Raw genomic sequence first — 16242 nt, 5'->3', positions numbered from 1 at the left:
GACACCAAGCCCGTTGCGTAGATCGATGCAGCAGTCGCTCACCCTCATCGAGCGATCGAACAGTATCTTCGGCCCGGCTTGCCGGCAGCCCGCATTCACAAGGTAGATCATTTGAGGTTCATGATGCCCACGTTTTATCTCGGAATTGATGTCGCCAAAGCCAAACTGGACTGCGCGTTACGCCTCCCCAACGGGAAGTTCCGAACCAAAGTCATCGCCAACTCCCAAGACGGGTTCGCCACCCTCGTCACTTGGCTCACCGGCCCAGAGGCACGGAATGTTCACGTGTGCATGGAAGCCACTGGGGTGTATTGGGAAGACGTCGCCCAGTGCTTGGCTACCCAAGGGTTCACTGTCAGCGTCATCAACCCCGCCCAAATCAAAGCCTATGCCGCTTCCCGCTTAACCCGGACCAAAACCGATGCCGTCGATGCGCGCCTCATCGCCGAATTTTGCGCCGAACGCCATCCGCCTCCCTGGCAGGCGAGAAGCGAAGCCGAAATCGCCTTGCGCGCGCTCGTGTTGCGTCTGGATGCGTTGCAAGCCCTGCGGACCCAGGAAAGTAACCGCCTGGAGGTCGCCCGGGACGCGGTGCGCACCAACATTCAAGAACACCTGAATTGGCTCGATCAGCAGATCAAGAGCCTGATCAAAACCATCAATGAGCACATCGACTCTAACCCCGATCTGAAGGGGAAGCGCGAATTACTCGAGAGCATCCCCGGTATCGGGGAACGCACCATCGCCATTCTGCTCGCCTTCTATGCCGAGCCCAGCCGCTTCGCCAATAGCCGACAAGCCGTCGCCTTCGCCGGGCTCGACCCGCGCCGGCAGGAGTCCGGAACGAGCGTGAAAACCAAGCCGCGGCTGTCCAAGGTCGGCCATGCCTTCTTGCGCAAAGCCCTCTACATGCCGGCTATGGTGATCCTGTATAAGACCGCTTGGGGCCAGCCCTTCAAGAACCGGCTCGCGCTCTCGGGCAAGCCCGCCAAGCTCATCATCGGTGCCATGATGCGCAAGCTCCTCCAGGTCGCTTTCGGCGTCCTCAAGTCCGGAAAACCCTTCGATCCAGCACTCCATGGCACTTGACCCGGATAACAGTATCTACGGGGTGCACGATTGTAGGTCGGCAATCCCTTGCCGACGCAGACGCTGGACCGGACCGTGTACGTCGGGAAAGGATTTCCGACCTACGAGGTGCACGATTGTAGGTCGGCAATCCCTTGCCGACGCAGACGCTGGACCGGACCGTGTACGTCGGGAAAGGATTCCCGACCTACGGGGTGCTCGGTCGTAGGTCGGCAATCCCTTGCCGACGCAGACGCTCGGTCGGGCCGCGACGTCGGGAAAGGATTCCCGACCTATAGGGTGCAAGGCCGGCAATCCCTTGCCGACGAACCCGTTCGCGAGATTCCGTAGAGCAGATATGGCAATGCCCTAATAGTGCAAGGCCAGCCACACGGTAATTCTATCGTCGGGCGTCCAGTTTACGCGATGGCGGCAATGCGCCGGAAGCAAAAGCGAGTCGCCGGGTAATAAATGCGTCTCGCTTTCCCGCCCCTCGATTTCGAGCCTTGCCTCGCCCCGGAGCAGCAGTACCCATTCGTTCCGTTCCTGATCGTACCATTGCCCTTCCGGCGTCGCATGCCCCTTCGACAGAATACGTTCCAGCCGGAAGCTCGGCGTTTCCAGCAGAACTTCGAATTTTTTCTCGGGCAAATCTTCCGGCAAGTCTGCCAGCAAAGTCTTCATCGATGCTTCGGACAAACTGATCATGCCTGGACGTCCTCGGTAGCCGGTGCCGGCCGGTTATTTTAACGAAACGCCTTTTTCCACAAAATCTGTGGATAAAGTTCTGAAAAAACGGCGAACAATGCGCTCCGCGCCACAGCCGGTAAAGGCTCGGGCGAGTTGTTCAGAATTTCGACAGTGGCCGGCGCTACCGACGTTTTCGGTTTCTTCACGCCCGTACTCCGGTTTGATAAAGTGCCGGAAAAACGAGGAGAACACTATGATTGCGGCATTGTCCATGGTCGTAATTCTGGCGATAGCGGTCTGGTTCTATCAGACCGCCCAACAGTTGAATCTGCCCGCGTTGGCGTGGGCCATCGGCGGGGTCGTCATCTATTACGGAGGCTTTCTGCTCTGGATGCAGGTGGTGCTCCGCTCGCTCCTGGGCGAGTCGTTCCACACCCACGGTTTCTGGCTGGGAATCGGAATGGACGTCACGTCGATTCTGGCCGGAGTGATTAGCGCTTCGCTGTTTCGTCACTGGGTCATGATGAAAAAGGGTCGAAAGCCTTTCGAAACCTCTTTTTGATTGCCTAGGTGCGGGGCTTGTCCCATCGCGCGCCATGAACCAGCCGAAAACCTTGTGGCGGCGAAAAGCCCGGGTACATGCCATAACGTTGTGAAGAACGCGATTGAAGCCCGTCGGGAATCCTTTCCCGACAGCGCGGCTCGGTCGAGCGTCTGCGTCGGCAAGGGATTGCCGACCTACGAAGACTCGAAGCCGCCAATGATTCCCGACTAGCCTGCTCTGCGGTACGAGCGAGATGAAAACACCCGTATTGTGATCCGCCGATAGCCGCTTTTTTCAACCCGGATCGGCAACCGGACGGCCTGGGGGGCGAGCATGTATGGCGTGCTCGGACTCGACAGCGGGAAATGCTACCATTCTCCGCTTGAACGATCCCTGCTCCGCCCGCTGCCTGTAGTCGGCGGAGCTGTTTTTTGGCACCGCAAGAAAAGGTTCTCGAATGGGTTTGATGCTCAAAGTCCCACTGGCGTCTTTACTGATGGTCTTTCCGCTCGCAGTTCCGGCCAGTCCGGCGGAAGTCCAGGCTTTGGATCTGACCGGGCATTGGGTCGGCTATCTCTCGATCGCGGCGTTCGTGCTGGCTTATATCTTCGTCGTCCTGGAAGAGGTCACCGAACTCAAGAAATCAAAGCCCATGATGCTGGCCGCGGCGGTCATCTGGGCCGCGATTGCCGTCGTCTACAACCAGCACGGCGAGCCTCGGCTTGCAGAAGACGCGGTACGGACCTTGGTGCTGGATTACGGCGAACTGCTCCTGTTCCTGATCGTGTCGATCACTTACGTCAACGCGCTCGAGGAGCGGCAGGTGTTCGAGGCGGTCAGGGCATGGCTGGTCAGCAAGGGTCTCGGCTATCGCTCTTTGTTTTGGATCACCGGGATCCTGGCGTTTTTCATCTCCTCGATCTCCAACAATATGACCACGGCGATGTTGATGACGGCCGTGGTCATGGCCGTCGGCAAGGACAACCCGCGCTTCGTCGCATTGTCTTGCGTCAACACCGTAGTCGCCGTCAACGCAGGCGGCGCATTCTGCCCTTTCGGCGACATTACGACGCTGATGGTCTGGCAACAGCATAAGATTACTTTCTGGGGTTTCTTCGTCCTGTTCATTCCTTCGGTCATCAATTTCGTATTGCCCGCGGCGATCATGCATTTCGCGATACCGGTCGCGCGCCCGGCCGAAATCAAGGATGTCACCAAGATGAAGCGTGGCGCGAAACGGATCATCGCCTTGTTTCTGCTGACCATCGCCACCGCCGTGGTGTTCTCCAACGTTCTGCATTTGCCCGCCGCGGTTGGCATGATGGCCGGTCTCACCTATATTCAGTTCTTCGGCTATTTCCTGCACATTACCCACCGCGGAGAACCCTCGGTGCCGACCGAACTCATGGAAAGACGCGAAGAGGAAGAAGAAGCGCATCCCGGCGAAGAGAGGTTCGATATCTTTCAGAAATTGGCGCAGCTCGAATGGGACACCCTGCTGTTTTTCTACGGCGTGGTGCTGTGCGTGGGCGGGCTCGATTTCCTGGGCTATCTGAGCCGCGCATCGCAATTTCTCTATGGCGAATTGGGCGCGACCCCGGCGAATATCCTGGTCGGCATTGCCTCGGCCTTCGTGGACAACATTCCGGTCATGTTCGCAATTCTATCCATGAACCCCGATATCTCTACCGGGCAGTGGCTACTGGTCACTTTGACCGCCGGGGTCGGCGGCAGTTTGCTGTCGGTGGGTTCCGCGGCGGGCGTCGCGCTCATGGGGCAAACGCGGGGCGCCTATACGTTCCTGAGTCATCTGAAATGGATGCCGGTAATCGCACTGGGTTACGCGGGCAGCATCGCCGCCCATTTCTGGCTCAACGCGGACCTGTTCTGATCGCCGTTGCGCCTTGCATCCGAGCGCGCGGCAGTGTCGGTCGACAGGAAATGCACGGGAATCCGGGACGAGTGATAGCTGAGGCTCCAGGTACATTCCAAACGGTTGTGTGGAACGCGAGCACCCGGTAGGTCGGGAATCCTTTCCCGACACCGCGGTCCGGTCGAGCGTCTGCGTCGGCAAGGGATTGCCGACCTACGAGGACTAGAGGCGATTCATCCCGTCCGAAGCCGCCAACGGCTTCCGGCTAGCCTGCTTTACCGTACGAGCGGGATGAAAACGCTCAACTGCAGCGGAGCGGTCGACGAAGAACCGTCGACTCCTTCACCACGAAGGGGGCAGTTTGCGGTGGATGACCACGGATTTTCGCAGTACCGAGAGATAACCGCCGCGTTCCAGGTCCTTCATGATACGGCTGACCATTTCCCGCGAGCAGCCGATGATATTGGCCAGATCCTGATGGGTCGGTTTTTCCTGGATGATCCATTCCTTCTCGTTCTCGACGGCCATATCGAAAAGGACTTTGACCAAACGCCCGTAAACGTCCGACAGCGCCAGTCCACGGACATTTTCGGTCAAACTGCGAATCCGCTGCGTCAGGCTGCGGATGATGCTGAACGCGCAATCCGGATGATCTTTCAGCCAAGCCTTCAACGCTGCTCGCGGAATCAGGCTGCATATCGTGGGTTCCAGGGCGGTAATCGACGCGGAACGGGGTTCGTTGTCCAGCAAGGACAACTCGCCGAAAAAAGAGCCGGAGCCCTGAGTCGAAAGTATCACCATGCGTCCGTTCGCGCTGCTCAGATAAGCCTGCACTTTCCCGGAAAGGATGATGAACAGCGCTCCGCCCTCATCGCCTTCGCGAATGATGACCGAATTTTTCGGATAGGTCTTTATGGCGGCACAGGAAGCCAACTCCGCCAGTGCGGCATCGGCTATTTCGGAAAAATACGGGACCTTTTTCAACCCTTGAAGCGTTTCGTTCGACACAACCGTGTTCAATTCAAGGAAAGGAAGACTATCGATCTTTGCCGTCGTATTCGCGGCTCGAGAGAGAAGGCGACGACGACGGAAGCTAATTCTAGTTCAAATTCGGTCCCCGGGCTTCAAAAAAAAGACCGGTGCTGAAGTTCGGTCCCCAAGAGCCGTCATGGAGGTGTCATCGCGTGTCCGAAGCGGAAAGCGTTCGGATGAAACTTCGCTTGCGTTTGCCGTCCCTGGTCCAGGCGGAACGCGGCGTCGCGGAGGCGCCGGACTCCGCATGGATTCCGGTACGCCCCGGGTCCCGGGCTCTCCTTCGACCCGGCTCGTGCTCGGGCCGTTCGCGACGCTTGCCCTCGCACCCGTTACCGGAATTCAGTCTTTTTCCGGTTCCGGCGTTTCCGAAAGGTCGGCTTTTGCCGGGTTATCGATGCCTGTTGCGTTCACGACCTTGCCCGTGTTCGAACGTCCTTTTATCCGCGCCGATGCTTCGAATCCGCCCTGCGGCATGAAAATGAACAGCGCCAGCGCCACGATCGAGGCGAAGATCGTGATGCTCACCGATATGCCGATAAGGCAACATTTGGATGAACACCTGGCATGGCCTTTTTGAGCGGTATGCGTCATGGTTCTTCTCGTTTGCTTCGATTATTCCGGGCCGGCGTGCCGGGAATTTTCGGAAGACGCGGAATGGAAAGCTTCATAGTGCTCCTTCGGATCAAGCCAGGCTGATGTTCCTACGGTGCTCCTGACGGCGCGGGACTCAAGTTACCCGCTCGAAATACTCAATTCAGTGAAATATTCCCCTTTTTGCCGGTCCGAGTCCGTCGATCGAGCGGTATTGCCCGTCCGTCCCCGGAATCGGCCGCGGACCGGCCCGGTTTGCGGACAAATGCCCGCTATCGGCGATAGGGCGGGGGGCGGCTCCGGGGTTCCCGTGCAACTCCTGACCGGGCCGGGAGTCTCATTAATCGAAACAGGAACGCCGCGCGCCGGGGAAAAGCGCGGATCAAGACAGGGACGATGTTGCATGGATACTCAGTACAGAAAAACGGGCGGTACGCGGGCGGTTCTTGCCGGCAGCGTCGTCGCCCTGGCTTTGCAGGCGCTTCCGGTATCGGCAAGGACTCTCGGCCTGGTTGCGGATAACGGCACCGCTTCGGTGACGGTATTCGATGCCGACACCGATACCGTCCTGGGGTCGCTGGACATCAACACCGCCGGCCTGGCGATCGGAGACGTCCTGGTAACGCCGGATCAAACCCGTGGGTTCGTGACGAACTTCAACAGCGAAGTCGTCGTCATCGATCTGACGGCATCGCCTCCCCGCCTCGCCCAGGGCACGAACCCGATTCCCATCGCGAACAATGGCGAGGATCTCGCGCTCAGTTGCGACGGCAAATTCCTGCTGGTGTCGGACGGTCTCTTCACGCAACCGGTTTCGGTCGTCGACATCGCCAAACAGACCGAGACCAGCACCCGTTCGGTCGGTACCGATACCAATTCCGTGGAGGTCTGCGGCGACGGGTCGGTGTTGGTCACCTCGTCCGCCGATGCCACGGTGCGCCGGTTCATCCTCGGCGACGACGGTATCCTGCTGGACACGGGCGACTCGCTGTCGCTGGGATTCGCCGAACCCAATAACGTCCTCTGCGCGCGCGGGAGCAAATCGGGCCTGGTCGTCTCCCGCGGAGCCGCCGAGTTGACATTATTCACGGTTCCCGGGCTGGAACGTATCGACATGCGCGCCTTATCCGGCACGTCCTCCGGCATATCGGGCGCAATCGACATGTCCGGAGAACGGGTCTTCTTGCGGAGCAACGGCGAATCTTCCGTGGACCTGGGTTTCGTCGACGTCTTCGCGTATGACGCCGAAACGGCGACTCTCGGCGCCGAGCCGGACAACTCGATCGCGATTTCCAACGCCCCCGAATTCTACGGCATGGATCAGATGGCGGTGCATCCGAACAAGCCCAAACTGTACGTCCCGCAGCCCGGCGGCTTAAGGGTTTACGATGCCGACACCAAGGCTCTGCTGACGACCATTTCCGATCCGCACATCGTTCAGCCGACGGGGGTGGCCGTGGCAACCGATTTCTGCGCCGCGGAGACGTCCGACGAGACCGTTGCGGAAGACGAATCCCCTGATGTTCCATAGGTATGCCGGTTGCGCCCATAAGCCCGGTCGGCATCGGCCGCTTTTCTTGCGGCCCGCTGCGCCTTTGCGCCGGAAACGATACGGTCGGGCGGCCGAAATGGAGATCGCTCATGGAAACGAACAAGGCCGGAACTCTTTTCGTTTGCCTTTCATTGTTTTCCTTTCAGGCTTTTCCGGCAGACCCGCCGCCGGACACCAAGGAAAAGGCGCCTTCGGAAAACCTGCCGCCGCCGGATACCGGCAAGGGCGATGCCGACTCGATGCGGGCCCCCAAGGGTTCGCGCAAGGTCAGCCAAGCCCTCGTCAAGCTTCATGACGAATACGAGTCGTTCCGGGAAAGCGCCGGAAACACGCCGGTAAAGCCGGAAACGTTCAAGTCCCGTTCCGCATTGATACAGGTTCGCAACGGTTACGTCGCCATCGATGCCGTGGCAGCGGACGACCCGGAAGGCCTGCGGCGCGAACTTGAAGAACTTGGAGCCAAAAATCTTGCGGTATACGGGAGGGTCGTTTCCGGATGGCTCCCGATAGCGGCCATCGAGCGGCTCGATGCGCTTTCCCGTCTGCAGTTCGCCGCCCCGGCCTATGCCAAGACCAACTCGGGATCGGTCGATGGCCAGGGCGACGTGGCCATGCGCTCGAACCTGGCGCGCACGACCTTCGGCGTGGACGGCAGCGGCATCACCATCGGTGTGCTGTCGAACAGTTTCGACTGCCTCGGCGGTGCCGAAAACGACATCGCCAGCAGCAACTTGCCGTCCGGAATCACCGTATTGAAAGATCTGAAGGACGACGATCGCTGCCCTCCGCCGACCGACCCGGGGGTCGACGAAGGCCGCGCCATGATGCAGATCATCCATGACGTGGCACCGGGTGCCCGGCTTTCCTTTCACACCACGGGAGGCGGTCAGGCCAATTTTGCCCAGGGTATCCTCGAACTGGCCAGGGCCGGCGCCAAGGTGATCGTGGACGACTGGACCTACTATAGCGAGCCCATGTTCCAGGACGGCGTAATCGCCCAGGCCGTGGACCGGGTCGTCGCCGACGGCGTCGCATATTTTTCCTCCGCGGGGAATTCCGGCAACGCGTCCTACGAAGCCGCTTTCAGCCCGAGCGGGATGTTCAAGGACGAAGGCGGAGGGTTCATCTGCGAGCTTCATGATTTCGACCCGGGACCCGAAGTGAATGTTTTTCAACGCATCAACGTTCCCCCGGGCAGCGAGCTGACGATGTCGTTTCAGTGGGACGCCCCGTCCGCCTCGGTCCAGCCCGGAGCGCCCGGAGCGCCCAACGATCTAGACGTGTTTCTGTACGACGAAGCCGAAACGCTCGTGGCGGACGGCAAGGAACTCAACATCGGCTCCGATTCGGTAGAGATCGTCAGCCTTTTAAATCCTCGGGAATCCGGCGTTTCCGTCTACAAGGTACAGATCACGAATTGCGGCGGCCCCAACCCGGCACTGATCAAGTATGTACTCCGGGGCGGCGGGATCGATCAGTTCGACACCGCGAGCAGCACGATTTTCGGACATCACAACGCGGCGGGAACCGCGGCGGTCGGCTCCGCCCCTTATCGCTCCACCCCGGCTTTCGGTGTTAATCCACCCGAGTTGGATGAGTTCTCCTCGGTGGGCGGCACGCCTATCTTGTTCGATACGGCCGGCAACCGTAATGCAAGCCCCGAAATCCGCTACCAGCCGCTGATCGTGGCGCCTAATGACGTCAACACGAGCTTTTTCGGGGGAACGGACAGCGAGGGCGACGGCTTTCCCAATTTCGTCGGCACGTCGGCGGCGGCTCCCCACGCCGCGGCGGTGGCGGCCTTGATGCGGGAAGCCGATCCCTCCCTGTCGCCCCGGGAGATTTACGCGGCCATGGCGCATACGGCCATCGACATGGATGATCCCCATAGCCCGGATTTTGACGTAGGATTCGATTTCGCCGGCGGATGCGGCCTCGTCCGGGCCGACGCCGCGATTCGGAATTCTCCCGGAGCCGGTTGTCCGGGGTTTCGAAAGTGATATGGCACTGGCCTTCGGGCAGTAGGTCGGGAATCCTTTCCCGACGTCGCGGCCCGATCGAGCGCCTTCGTCGGCAAGGGATTGCCGACCTACGACCGTGCACCCTGTAGGTCGGGAATCCTTTCCCGACGCTGAGCCCCGATCGAGCGCCTTCGTCGGCAAGGGATTGCCGACCTACGACCGTGCACCCCGTAGATACTGTTATCCGGGTCAAGTGCCATGGAGTGCTGGATCGAAGGGTTTTCCGGACTTGAGGACGCCGAAAGCGACCTGGAGGAGCTTGCGCATCATGGCACCGATGATGAGCTTGGCGGGCTTGCCCGAGAGCGCGAGCCGGTTCTTGAAGGGCTGGCCCCAAGCGGTCTTATACAGGATCACCATAGCCGGCATGTAGAGGGCTTTGCGCAAGAAGGCATGGCCGACTTTGGACAGCCGCGGCTTGGTTTTCACGCTCGTTCCGGACTCCTGCCGGCGCGGGTCGAGCCCGGCGAAGGCGACGGCTTGTCGGCTATTGGCGAAGCGGCTGGGCTCGGCATAGAAGGCGAGCAGAATGGCGATGGTGCGTTCCCCGATACCGGGGATGCTCTCGAGTAATTCGCGCTTTCCCTTCAGATCGGGGTTAGAGTCGATGTGCTCATTGATGGTTTTGATCAGGCTCTTGATCTGCTGATCGAGCCAATTCAGGTGTTCTTGAATGTTGGTGCGCACCGCGTCCCGGGCGACCTCCAGGCGGTTACTTTCCTGGGTCCGCAGGGCTTGCAACGCATCCAGACGCAACACGAGCGCGCGCAAGGCGATTTCGGCTTCGCTTCTCGCCTGCCAGGGAGGCGGATGGCGTTCGGCGCAAAATTCGGTGATGAGGCGCGCATCGACGGCATCGGTTTTGGTCCGGGTTAAGCGGGAAGCGGCATAGGCTTTGATTTGGGCGGGGTTGATGACGCTGACAGTGAACCCTTGGGTAGCCAAGCACTGGGCGACGTCTTCCCAATACACCCCAGTGGCTTCCATACACACGTGAACATTCCGTGCCTCTGGGCCGGTGAGCCAAGTGACGAGGGTGGCGAACCCGTCTTGGGAGTTGGCGATGACTTTGGTTCGGAACTTCCCGTTGGGGAGGCGTAACGCGCAGTCCAGTTTGGCTTTGGCGACGTCAATTCCGAGATAAAACGTGGGCATCATGAACCTCAAATGATCTACCTTGTGAATGCGGGCTGCCGGCAAGCCGGGCCGAAGATACTGTTCGATCGCTCGATGAGGGTGAGCGACTGCTGCATCGATCTACGCAACGGGCTTGGTGTCCCAAGGGCGGGAACGGCATCCAGTCGCTCAAACCTGGAGCGCCCTCCAGGCCGGTGGTGACCGGTCGGGAGTCTTCTCCAACCCCTTCCGAACCACACGGAATTCATAATACAAGGTCGGGAATCCTTTCCCGACGCCACCGCCCGGTCGAGCGTCTGCGTCGGCAAGGGATTGCCGACCTACGACGGTGTGAGGCGATCCATCCCGGTGGGCGGTGCCAACGGCTTCCGCCGAGCCGGAAACCTGTGCCGGACCACAAAACGTATTCGGAGGAGATTTTTACCATGACGGAACCCGTTCCCATCCGCGGATTGTGGTGCGCCATGCTCACGCCGCTCGGCGCGGACGGCGATCTCGATCACGCCCGGCTCGCCGCGCATGCGCGGGGACTGCTCGCGCAGGGTGTCGACGGTGTCGTACCCTTCGGCACCACCGGCGAAGGACCCTCCTTCTCGGTCGCCGAGCGCTGCGCAGGGCTCGAGACGCTGCTGCGCGCGGGCATCGCTCCGGACCGCCTGCTGGCCGCCACCGGCGCCACCGCAATCACCGATGCCGTGGCGCTGACGCGCCATGCGCTGCAATCCGGCTGTCCGCGCTGTTTGATCCTGCCGCCCTTCTTCTGGAAAGGCTTAAGCGACGAGGCGGTGTTCCGTTACTACGCGAACTTGATCGAGGCGGTGGGCGATGCGCGACTGCGCGTCTACCTGTACCACATTCCGCAGCCATCGGGCGTGGCGATACGGCCGCGGGTGGTCGCCCGGTTGTCGGCCGCGTATCCCGGCATCATCGCCGGGGTGAAGGACAGCGGCGGCGATTTCGAACATACGGCGGAACTGCTGCGACAGGGGGCGCGGCTCTCGATCCTGGCCGGCCACGAGCCGCACCTGCCGAGGCTGATGCGTGCGGGCGGGGCCGGAACCATCTGCGGCATCGCGAATCTCTTTCCGGACCTGGCCGCCGCACTGCTCAAACCCGACCCCGAGCCGGATGACGAGGCGCGCATCCGTTCATTCCTGGACATCGTCCTACGCTATCCCTTCGTCCCCGCGTTCAAGGCCATTCGGGCCGCACAAACGGGCGACCCCGCCTGGCTGGTGCCCCGTCCGCCGCTACGGCCGCTGTCGCCGGCCGAGCGGGAAAGCCTGTTCGCGGCACTACAGGGTGCCGGATTCGGCATTGCGGCGGAAACCGGCCGGCGCCGGGCCGAGGTTTAGGGCGGTTTTGGATCTGCCCTACGGGAACTCGCGAGCAGGTCGGGCGTTTTTTTCGACGTCACACGGCCCGGTCCAGGGCTGCGTCGGCAAGGGATTGCCGACCTACGACCGTGCCGCTTTGTCGGGAATCCTTTCCCGACGCCGCGGCTTCTACGCCTTCGCATCCAGGAAATTCACATTAGCGGTAATACTGCCCGAACCGGTTTTCCAGAAACGCTTCCAGCCTGAAACTCTCCTGCGTCACGAAGCCCTGGTAGAGTGCGGTTCGGTCCAGCACTTGATCAACGACTGCGCAGACCGCCGAGGCGGTAGTGACCTGAATCGCCGACCATAACTTCCCGTAGAGGGTTTGCGGATAGATCTTCTTGAAATAGTTCTCTTCGTACAGTTCGCCGCGCTGTTTGCCGCTGACCGAGACGTAGATGAGCACCACGTCCTGCACGGTCTTGGGGATCGCGTTTTCGAGGATGCGTTTCAGGGTGTCCCGATCCTTGTTGAGCTTGAGATCGCGCATCAGAAAATGAACCTTCTCGCAGTGGCCGGGATAACGCAGGGTCTTGTAGTTCAGCGTCCTGACCTTGCCGCTGTAGGTATCGGCCAGGGTGCCGAGGCCGCCCGAGGTGTTGAAGGCTTCGTACAGCAGCCCGTCGATTTCGATGGTTTCGTAGCCTTCCAGCGGCATCAGGACGACTTCATGGCCGTCTTCAAGCCCGTAGCAGAAATTGCCGTATTCGTTGATCAAGCCGTCGGTGGACCAGGTGAGCGAGTATTTCAGAACGTTGCTGGGGTGCACCGGCAATGCGCCGACCCGCAGCTTTACGGTGTCCAACTCCTCGAAGTGTTCCATCAGTTCGTTGGCGACGATGTTGATGAAGCCGGGCGCCAGGCCGCATTGCGGAACGAAGGCGGTTTCCGCTCCCCGGCTGAGATTCTGGATGTGGCGCGTGACGCTGACGTCCTCGGTGAGATCGAAATAATGCAGACCCGACTCGCGGGCGTACTCCGCCACCAGCGGATTGCAGTAGTACGGCAGTGCGGAGATGACCGCCCGGCAGGGATGATCCGACAGGCAATGGCGCAGCGCGCTTCCCTGAATGGCATCCACGGTCAGGGGCGTCAGATTTTGCCGATCGATATCTTCGGTGGCCCGCTTCAGGGCACTTTCGTCGTGATCGATCAGATAAACCGTATAGTCGCCGGACCGGGAAAGCAGGCCGGCAATCAGGGAGCCGATGGTGCCGGCACCGAGGACGAACACGTGCCGCATACGATTTTTCTCCTTGCAGTGAGGTCAATTCCCTGTGTAAACCGCATTCCCACCGATCAGTCCCCGCCAATGTCTTCTTCCGCTATGCCACCCTTTGAACCGAGGTTCGAATGACATGGGCCGCCTGTTCCGGCAGGAAATAGTTGTAGAACGGAGCGGAATGAAGGGGATTTTCCGGCTCGTAAGGAATGTCGTACAGCGCGAAAAATTTCGTGGCCAGCTCCGGATTCATTTCACGGCGTGACAAAAGCTCCAGGAGCTTGGCGTTTTCGATCACGGCTTCCAGTTCGGCGCCGTAGGTTCTCAAGCTCTCCCGAATCCGTTCCGGAACCTCGCGATTCCGCTCGGGGCGGGTGAATACCTGCAGCAGCAGGCGATCGGTGTAATCGCCGGTCGGGGTCATGATGCCCACGCCTTCCGCCTCCATGGTATGCATCAGCTTCGGCAGGCCCACCGCGACGCGGCGGCCTTCCTCGAACCGCGTCGCCCGGATCGCCAGATGATGAGCGGTGTAGCCGTAGACGTGATTCCAGTGCTGGATGATCTGGGTGGGATTATCCGCGTCCGACTGGTCGACGAACAGTCGCAGCACCTGGCCGTTTTCCAGGATTTTATAGAGCACGTAGGCGTTCCAGCCGTCATCGAACTGATAGAAATCCTCGCCTTCGACCTGCGAGGGCACATAGCCGTGATGGCGCCGCAGGTTTTCCACGACCCGTTCGGCGTCGGCATGCGCGGACGAACCGCAGCGGATCGCCAGATGATCGAAATGCACCGTCCAGCCGAGGCGCCGCGCGATCTTCAGTAAAGTCAGGTCGGCCCGGCTGTACAGCAGCGATTCCACCGCCTTGACCGCCACGTAAACGTCGAGCCGACTGACCCAGTCACCGATCAGCGTCGCGTCGGCATCGGTCAGAAAACGCCGGGCACGGGCCAGCAGGCCGTCGAGAAAATCCCGGGCGTACGGGTCCACGTGCTCGCAGGCATCCGGCAGATCCTCTTCGAACGGTTTCGACCGGCGGGCTTCGCCATAAGCCGTCAACAGTCCATCGACGGATTTGATCCCGTGGAAATAATGGGCGGCGGTCATCGGTTGCGGTTCCGCTTCGAACGGGGTCAGGTCGATACTGGCGATCTGACCGTCGGGACGAGGCACCAGGAGTTTGGCGCGCTGTTCGGGATGGGCGCGGAGGGTCGTGGGACCTTCGAGTACCTCGCGCACCAGGCTACCGGCGAAGTCATCGTGTGGACTGGACATGGAAGACCTCTCTGCCTTTGCGGGGAAAAGCTGCAAGACCTTATGACATACGGCGGCACGTTCGGCAACCGTCATTGCACACCGGCTCGACTCTGCTCCGGAGGGCTGTGGCGCAAGCCGGATTTGGGTCAGAATACACCTGTTAGACAGCCCAAGTCTCGGAAGGTTGAGAGTCTCGGCTATCCGAACCTCTCCCCGCCGCCCCGAATCTAACCGGAACGAGGCACTAGCGCCTCACACAGGGAGTTGCCCATGCATACTCACGACAACGCCTTCAAGTCTCGACTGTTCGAGACTTTGCATCTCCTGGACCTCAACATCGGCAGCTATGCCGCCTATGGGGGGTGGCTGAAAGCCCCCGACGGACCGCGGCTGAAATCCTGCAATCCCGCTACCGGCGAGACGATCGCGGAGGTTACGCTCGGTTCGGAAGCTCAGTACGAAACCGTGCTGGATGAGGCTCGGAAAGCCTTCGAGGAATGGCGCCTTGTCCCGGCGCCCGAGCGCGGTGCGGTGGTTCGCCGCATCGGCGACGCCCTGCGGGAACACAAGGATGCGCTGGGCAGCCTGGTGGCCCTGGAAATGGGCAAGATCAAGGCGGAAGCGGACGGCGAGGTGCAGGAGATGATCGACATGGCCGACTATGCGGTCGGGCTGTCGCGCATGCTGTACGGCAATACGATGCCTTCCGAACGCCCCGGGCACCGCCTTTACGAGCAGTGGCATCCCCTGGGGCCGGTCGGCGTCATCACCGGCTTCAATTTCCCGGTGGCGGTGTGGTCGTGGAACGCGTTCGTCGCGGCGGTGTGCGGCGATACGGTCGTGTGGAAGCCTTCCCCGAAGACGCCGCTCTGCGCCGTCGCGGTCCAGCACCTGTGCGATCGAGTCGTGGCCGAGCTGGGATATCCGGGCATTTTTTCCTCCTTTTTGCCGGAAAATCCGGAACTGCTCGACCGTTTCGTCCGCGACCCGCGGCTGCCCCTGATCTCGTTCACCGGTTCCACCGCCGTGGGCCGCCAGGTGGCGGTGAAAGTCGCCGAGCGTTTGGGGCGGAGTCTTTTGGAACTGTCCGGAAACAATGCCGTCATCGTCGACGAAACCGCCGACCCGGATCTCGCGCTACGCGCCATTCTGTTCGGTGCCGTCGGCACTGCCGGCCAGCGTTGCACCAGCATCCGGCGGCTGATCATCCACGAGAGTCTTTACGACAATCTGATCGAGCGCCTGATCCGGGCTTACGGCGAGGTGCGGGTCGGCGATCCCCTGGACCCCTCGAGCCTCATGGGGCCGCTCATCGATTCGGCGGCGGTCGAGTCCTACCGCAGCGCCGTCGAGGCGGCACGCCGCCAGGGCGGCGAGCTACTCTACGGCGGACGGGTGCTCGATCGGCCCGGCTGCTTCGTCGAGCCGACCTTGATCCGGGCGGACAACCGCTGGGATATCGTGCAGCGCGAAACCTTCGCGCCCATCCTCTATGTGATGACGTTCCGCCGCCTGGAAGAGGCGATCGCCCTGCAGAACGATGCTGCGCAAGGACTGTCCTCGGCGCTGTTCACCCTGAATCTCAGGGCGGCGGAGCGGTTCTTGTCGGCTTCCGGCAGCGACTGCGGCATCGCCAACATCAATGCCGGCACTTCCGGCGCGGAAATCGGCGGAGCCTTCGGCGGCGAGAAGGATACGGGGGGCGGCCGGGAAGCGGGTTCCGACGCCTGGAAGATGTACATGCGACGGCAGACCAATACCATCAACTGGGGCGAGACGCTGCCGCTGGCGCAGGGCATAGCGTTTTTCGCAGCGAATGGCGGACGGGACGGGTAGAGCGTCTTGATACCTACGTTACGGGGCACGTCG

The 16242-nt window shown here is 61.0% G+C and carries 14 protein-coding genes; 7 read left to right on the top strand and 7 right to left on the bottom strand.

The features are described 5' to 3' along the window. Positions 1–123 precede the first annotated feature (123 nt). Positions 124–1089: an IS110 family RNA-guided transposase gene (locus tag sS8_RS16915; protein WP_084161956.1), complete on the top strand. Its 966-nt coding sequence runs from the start codon at positions 124–126 to the stop codon at positions 1087–1089. 348 nt (positions 1090–1437) lie between these two features. Here sS8_RS16915 and sS8_RS16910 read toward each other — a convergent pair whose 3' ends face one another. Together sS8_RS16910 and sS8_RS16905 are read right to left on the bottom strand one after the other, a co-directional pair. Continuing rightward, positions 1438–1776, bottom strand: a complete 339-nt coding sequence (locus sS8_RS16910) for a cupin domain-containing protein (RefSeq protein ID WP_232020342.1) — start codon at positions 1774–1776, stop codon at positions 1438–1440. Between the two features lie 33 nt (positions 1777–1809). Then, positions 1810–2031, bottom strand: a complete 222-nt coding sequence (locus sS8_RS16905; RefSeq protein ID WP_119630683.1) for a hypothetical protein — start codon at positions 2029–2031, stop codon at positions 1810–1812. On the opposite strand from sS8_RS16905, the gene sS8_RS16900 reads away from it, so the two are divergent. Both sS8_RS16900 and nhaD read left to right on the top strand, forming a co-directional pair. After that, positions 2012–2320 carry a hypothetical protein gene (locus sS8_RS16900; protein ID WP_145986576.1) on the top strand — a complete coding sequence of 103 codons (309 nt, stop codon included), beginning with the start codon at positions 2012–2014 and terminating at the stop codon, positions 2318–2320. The two genes, sS8_RS16905 and sS8_RS16900, sit on opposite strands and share 20 nt — an antisense overlap. Before the next feature lie 448 nt (positions 2321–2768). Continuing rightward, positions 2769–4193: a sodium:proton antiporter NhaD gene (gene nhaD / locus sS8_RS16895; RefSeq protein WP_197716547.1), complete on the top strand. Its 1425-nt coding sequence runs from the start codon at positions 2769–2771 to the stop codon at positions 4191–4193. 324 nt (positions 4194–4517) lie between these two features. On the opposite strand, the gene sS8_RS16890 is transcribed toward nhaD, so the two are convergent. Both sS8_RS16890 and sS8_RS28215 read right to left on the bottom strand, forming a co-directional pair. Beyond that, on the bottom strand, positions 4518–5183 hold the full coding sequence (locus sS8_RS16890) for a Crp/Fnr family transcriptional regulator (protein ID WP_145986575.1): 666 nt from the start codon (positions 5181–5183) through the stop codon (positions 4518–4520). Positions 5184–5549: 366 nt separating this feature from the next. Further along, positions 5550–5708 (bottom strand): hypothetical protein, encoded by a 159-nt coding sequence (locus tag sS8_RS28215; RefSeq protein ID WP_170161130.1) that lies wholly within the window; start codon positions 5706–5708, stop codon positions 5550–5552. Between the two features lie 496 nt (positions 5709–6204). Here sS8_RS28215 and sS8_RS16880 point away from each other — a divergent pair, with 496 nt between their 5' ends. Together sS8_RS16880 and sS8_RS16875 are read left to right on the top strand one after the other, a co-directional pair. Beyond that, positions 6205–7332 carry a YncE family protein gene (locus sS8_RS16880; RefSeq protein ID WP_119630672.1) on the top strand — a complete coding sequence of 376 codons (1128 nt, stop codon included), beginning with the start codon at positions 6205–6207 and terminating at the stop codon, positions 7330–7332. Positions 7333–7442: 110 nt separating this feature from the next. After that, positions 7443–9353, top strand: coding sequence for a S8 family peptidase (locus sS8_RS16875; protein WP_170161129.1), 1911 nt, complete (start codon positions 7443–7445; stop codon positions 9351–9353). A 210-nt stretch (positions 9354–9563) separates the two neighbouring features. On the opposite strand, the gene sS8_RS16870 is transcribed toward sS8_RS16875, so the two are convergent. Next, positions 9564–10529 carry an IS110 family RNA-guided transposase gene (locus sS8_RS16870; RefSeq protein ID WP_119632608.1) on the bottom strand — a complete coding sequence of 322 codons (966 nt, stop codon included), beginning with the start codon at positions 10527–10529 and terminating at the stop codon, positions 9564–9566. A 407-nt stretch (positions 10530–10936) separates the two neighbouring features. Here sS8_RS16870 and sS8_RS16865 point away from each other — a divergent pair, with 407 nt between their 5' ends. Beyond that, entirely contained in the window at positions 10937–11866 is a 930-nt protein-coding gene (locus tag sS8_RS16865) for a dihydrodipicolinate synthase family protein (protein ID WP_119632856.1), read from the top strand. A 178-nt stretch (positions 11867–12044) separates the two neighbouring features. Here the strand turns inward: sS8_RS16865 and sS8_RS16860 are convergent, their stop codons facing one another. Both sS8_RS16860 and sS8_RS16855 read right to left on the bottom strand, forming a co-directional pair. Further along, the gene (locus sS8_RS16860) at positions 12045–13133 is read right to left on the bottom strand and encodes a saccharopine dehydrogenase C-terminal domain-containing protein (RefSeq protein WP_119630668.1); all 1089 of its coding nucleotides are present in this window, start codon (positions 13131–13133) and stop codon (positions 12045–12047) included. An 82-nt stretch (positions 13134–13215) separates the two neighbouring features. Continuing rightward, entirely contained in the window at positions 13216–14391 is a 1176-nt protein-coding gene (locus tag sS8_RS16855) for a hypothetical protein (RefSeq protein ID WP_119630666.1), read from the bottom strand. A gap of 252 nt (positions 14392–14643) precedes the next feature. On the opposite strand from sS8_RS16855, the gene amaB reads away from it, so the two are divergent. After that, the gene (gene amaB / locus sS8_RS16850; protein WP_119630665.1) at positions 14644–16209 is read left to right on the top strand and encodes an L-piperidine-6-carboxylate dehydrogenase; all 1566 of its coding nucleotides are present in this window, start codon (positions 14644–14646) and stop codon (positions 16207–16209) included. Positions 16210–16242 lie beyond the last annotated feature (33 nt).

It is taken from the genome of Methylocaldum marinum, from assembly GCF_003584645.1.
Taxonomy (GTDB): domain Bacteria; phylum Pseudomonadota; class Gammaproteobacteria; order Methylococcales; family Methylococcaceae; genus Methylocaldum; species Methylocaldum marinum.
Note: the sequence above shows the minus strand (reverse complement) of the source record. Positions and strands in the feature narration are given on the sequence as shown.

Excerpts from the sequence above, each read along its gene's own strand:
- sS8_RS16870 (WP_119632608.1), bottom strand. The coding sequence starts at position 10,529 with ATGCCCACGTTTTATCTCGGAATTGACGTCGCCAAAGCCAAACTGGAC.
- sS8_RS16910 (WP_232020342.1), bottom strand. The coding sequence starts at position 1,776 with ATGATCAGTTTGTCCGAAGCATCGATGAAGACTTTGCTGGCAGACTTG.
- nhaD (WP_197716547.1), top strand. The coding sequence starts at position 2,769 with ATGCTCAAAGTCCCACTGGCGTCTTTACTGATGGTCTTTCCGCTCGCA.
- sS8_RS16875 (WP_170161129.1), top strand. The coding sequence starts at position 7,443 with ATGGAAACGAACAAGGCCGGAACTCTTTTCGTTTGCCTTTCATTGTTT.
- sS8_RS16905 (WP_119630683.1), bottom strand. The coding sequence starts at position 2,031 with ATGGACAATGCCGCAATCATAGTGTTCTCCTCGTTTTTCCGGCACTTT.
- sS8_RS16915 (WP_084161956.1), top strand. The coding sequence starts at position 124 with ATGCCCACGTTTTATCTCGGAATTGATGTCGCCAAAGCCAAACTGGAC.
- sS8_RS16880 (WP_119630672.1), top strand. The coding sequence starts at position 6,205 with ATGGATACTCAGTACAGAAAAACGGGCGGTACGCGGGCGGTTCTTGCC.
- sS8_RS16900 (WP_145986576.1), top strand. The coding sequence starts at position 2,012 with ATGATTGCGGCATTGTCCATGGTCGTAATTCTGGCGATAGCGGTCTGG.
- sS8_RS16865 (WP_119632856.1), top strand. The coding sequence starts at position 10,937 with ATGACGGAACCCGTTCCCATCCGCGGATTGTGGTGCGCCATGCTCACG.
- amaB (WP_119630665.1), top strand. The coding sequence starts at position 14,644 with ATGCATACTCACGACAACGCCTTCAAGTCTCGACTGTTCGAGACTTTG.
- sS8_RS16860 (WP_119630668.1), bottom strand. The coding sequence starts at position 13,133 with ATGCGGCACGTGTTCGTCCTCGGTGCCGGCACCATCGGCTCCCTGATT.
- sS8_RS16855 (WP_119630666.1), bottom strand. The coding sequence starts at position 14,391 with ATGTCCAGTCCACACGATGACTTCGCCGGTAGCCTGGTGCGCGAGGTA.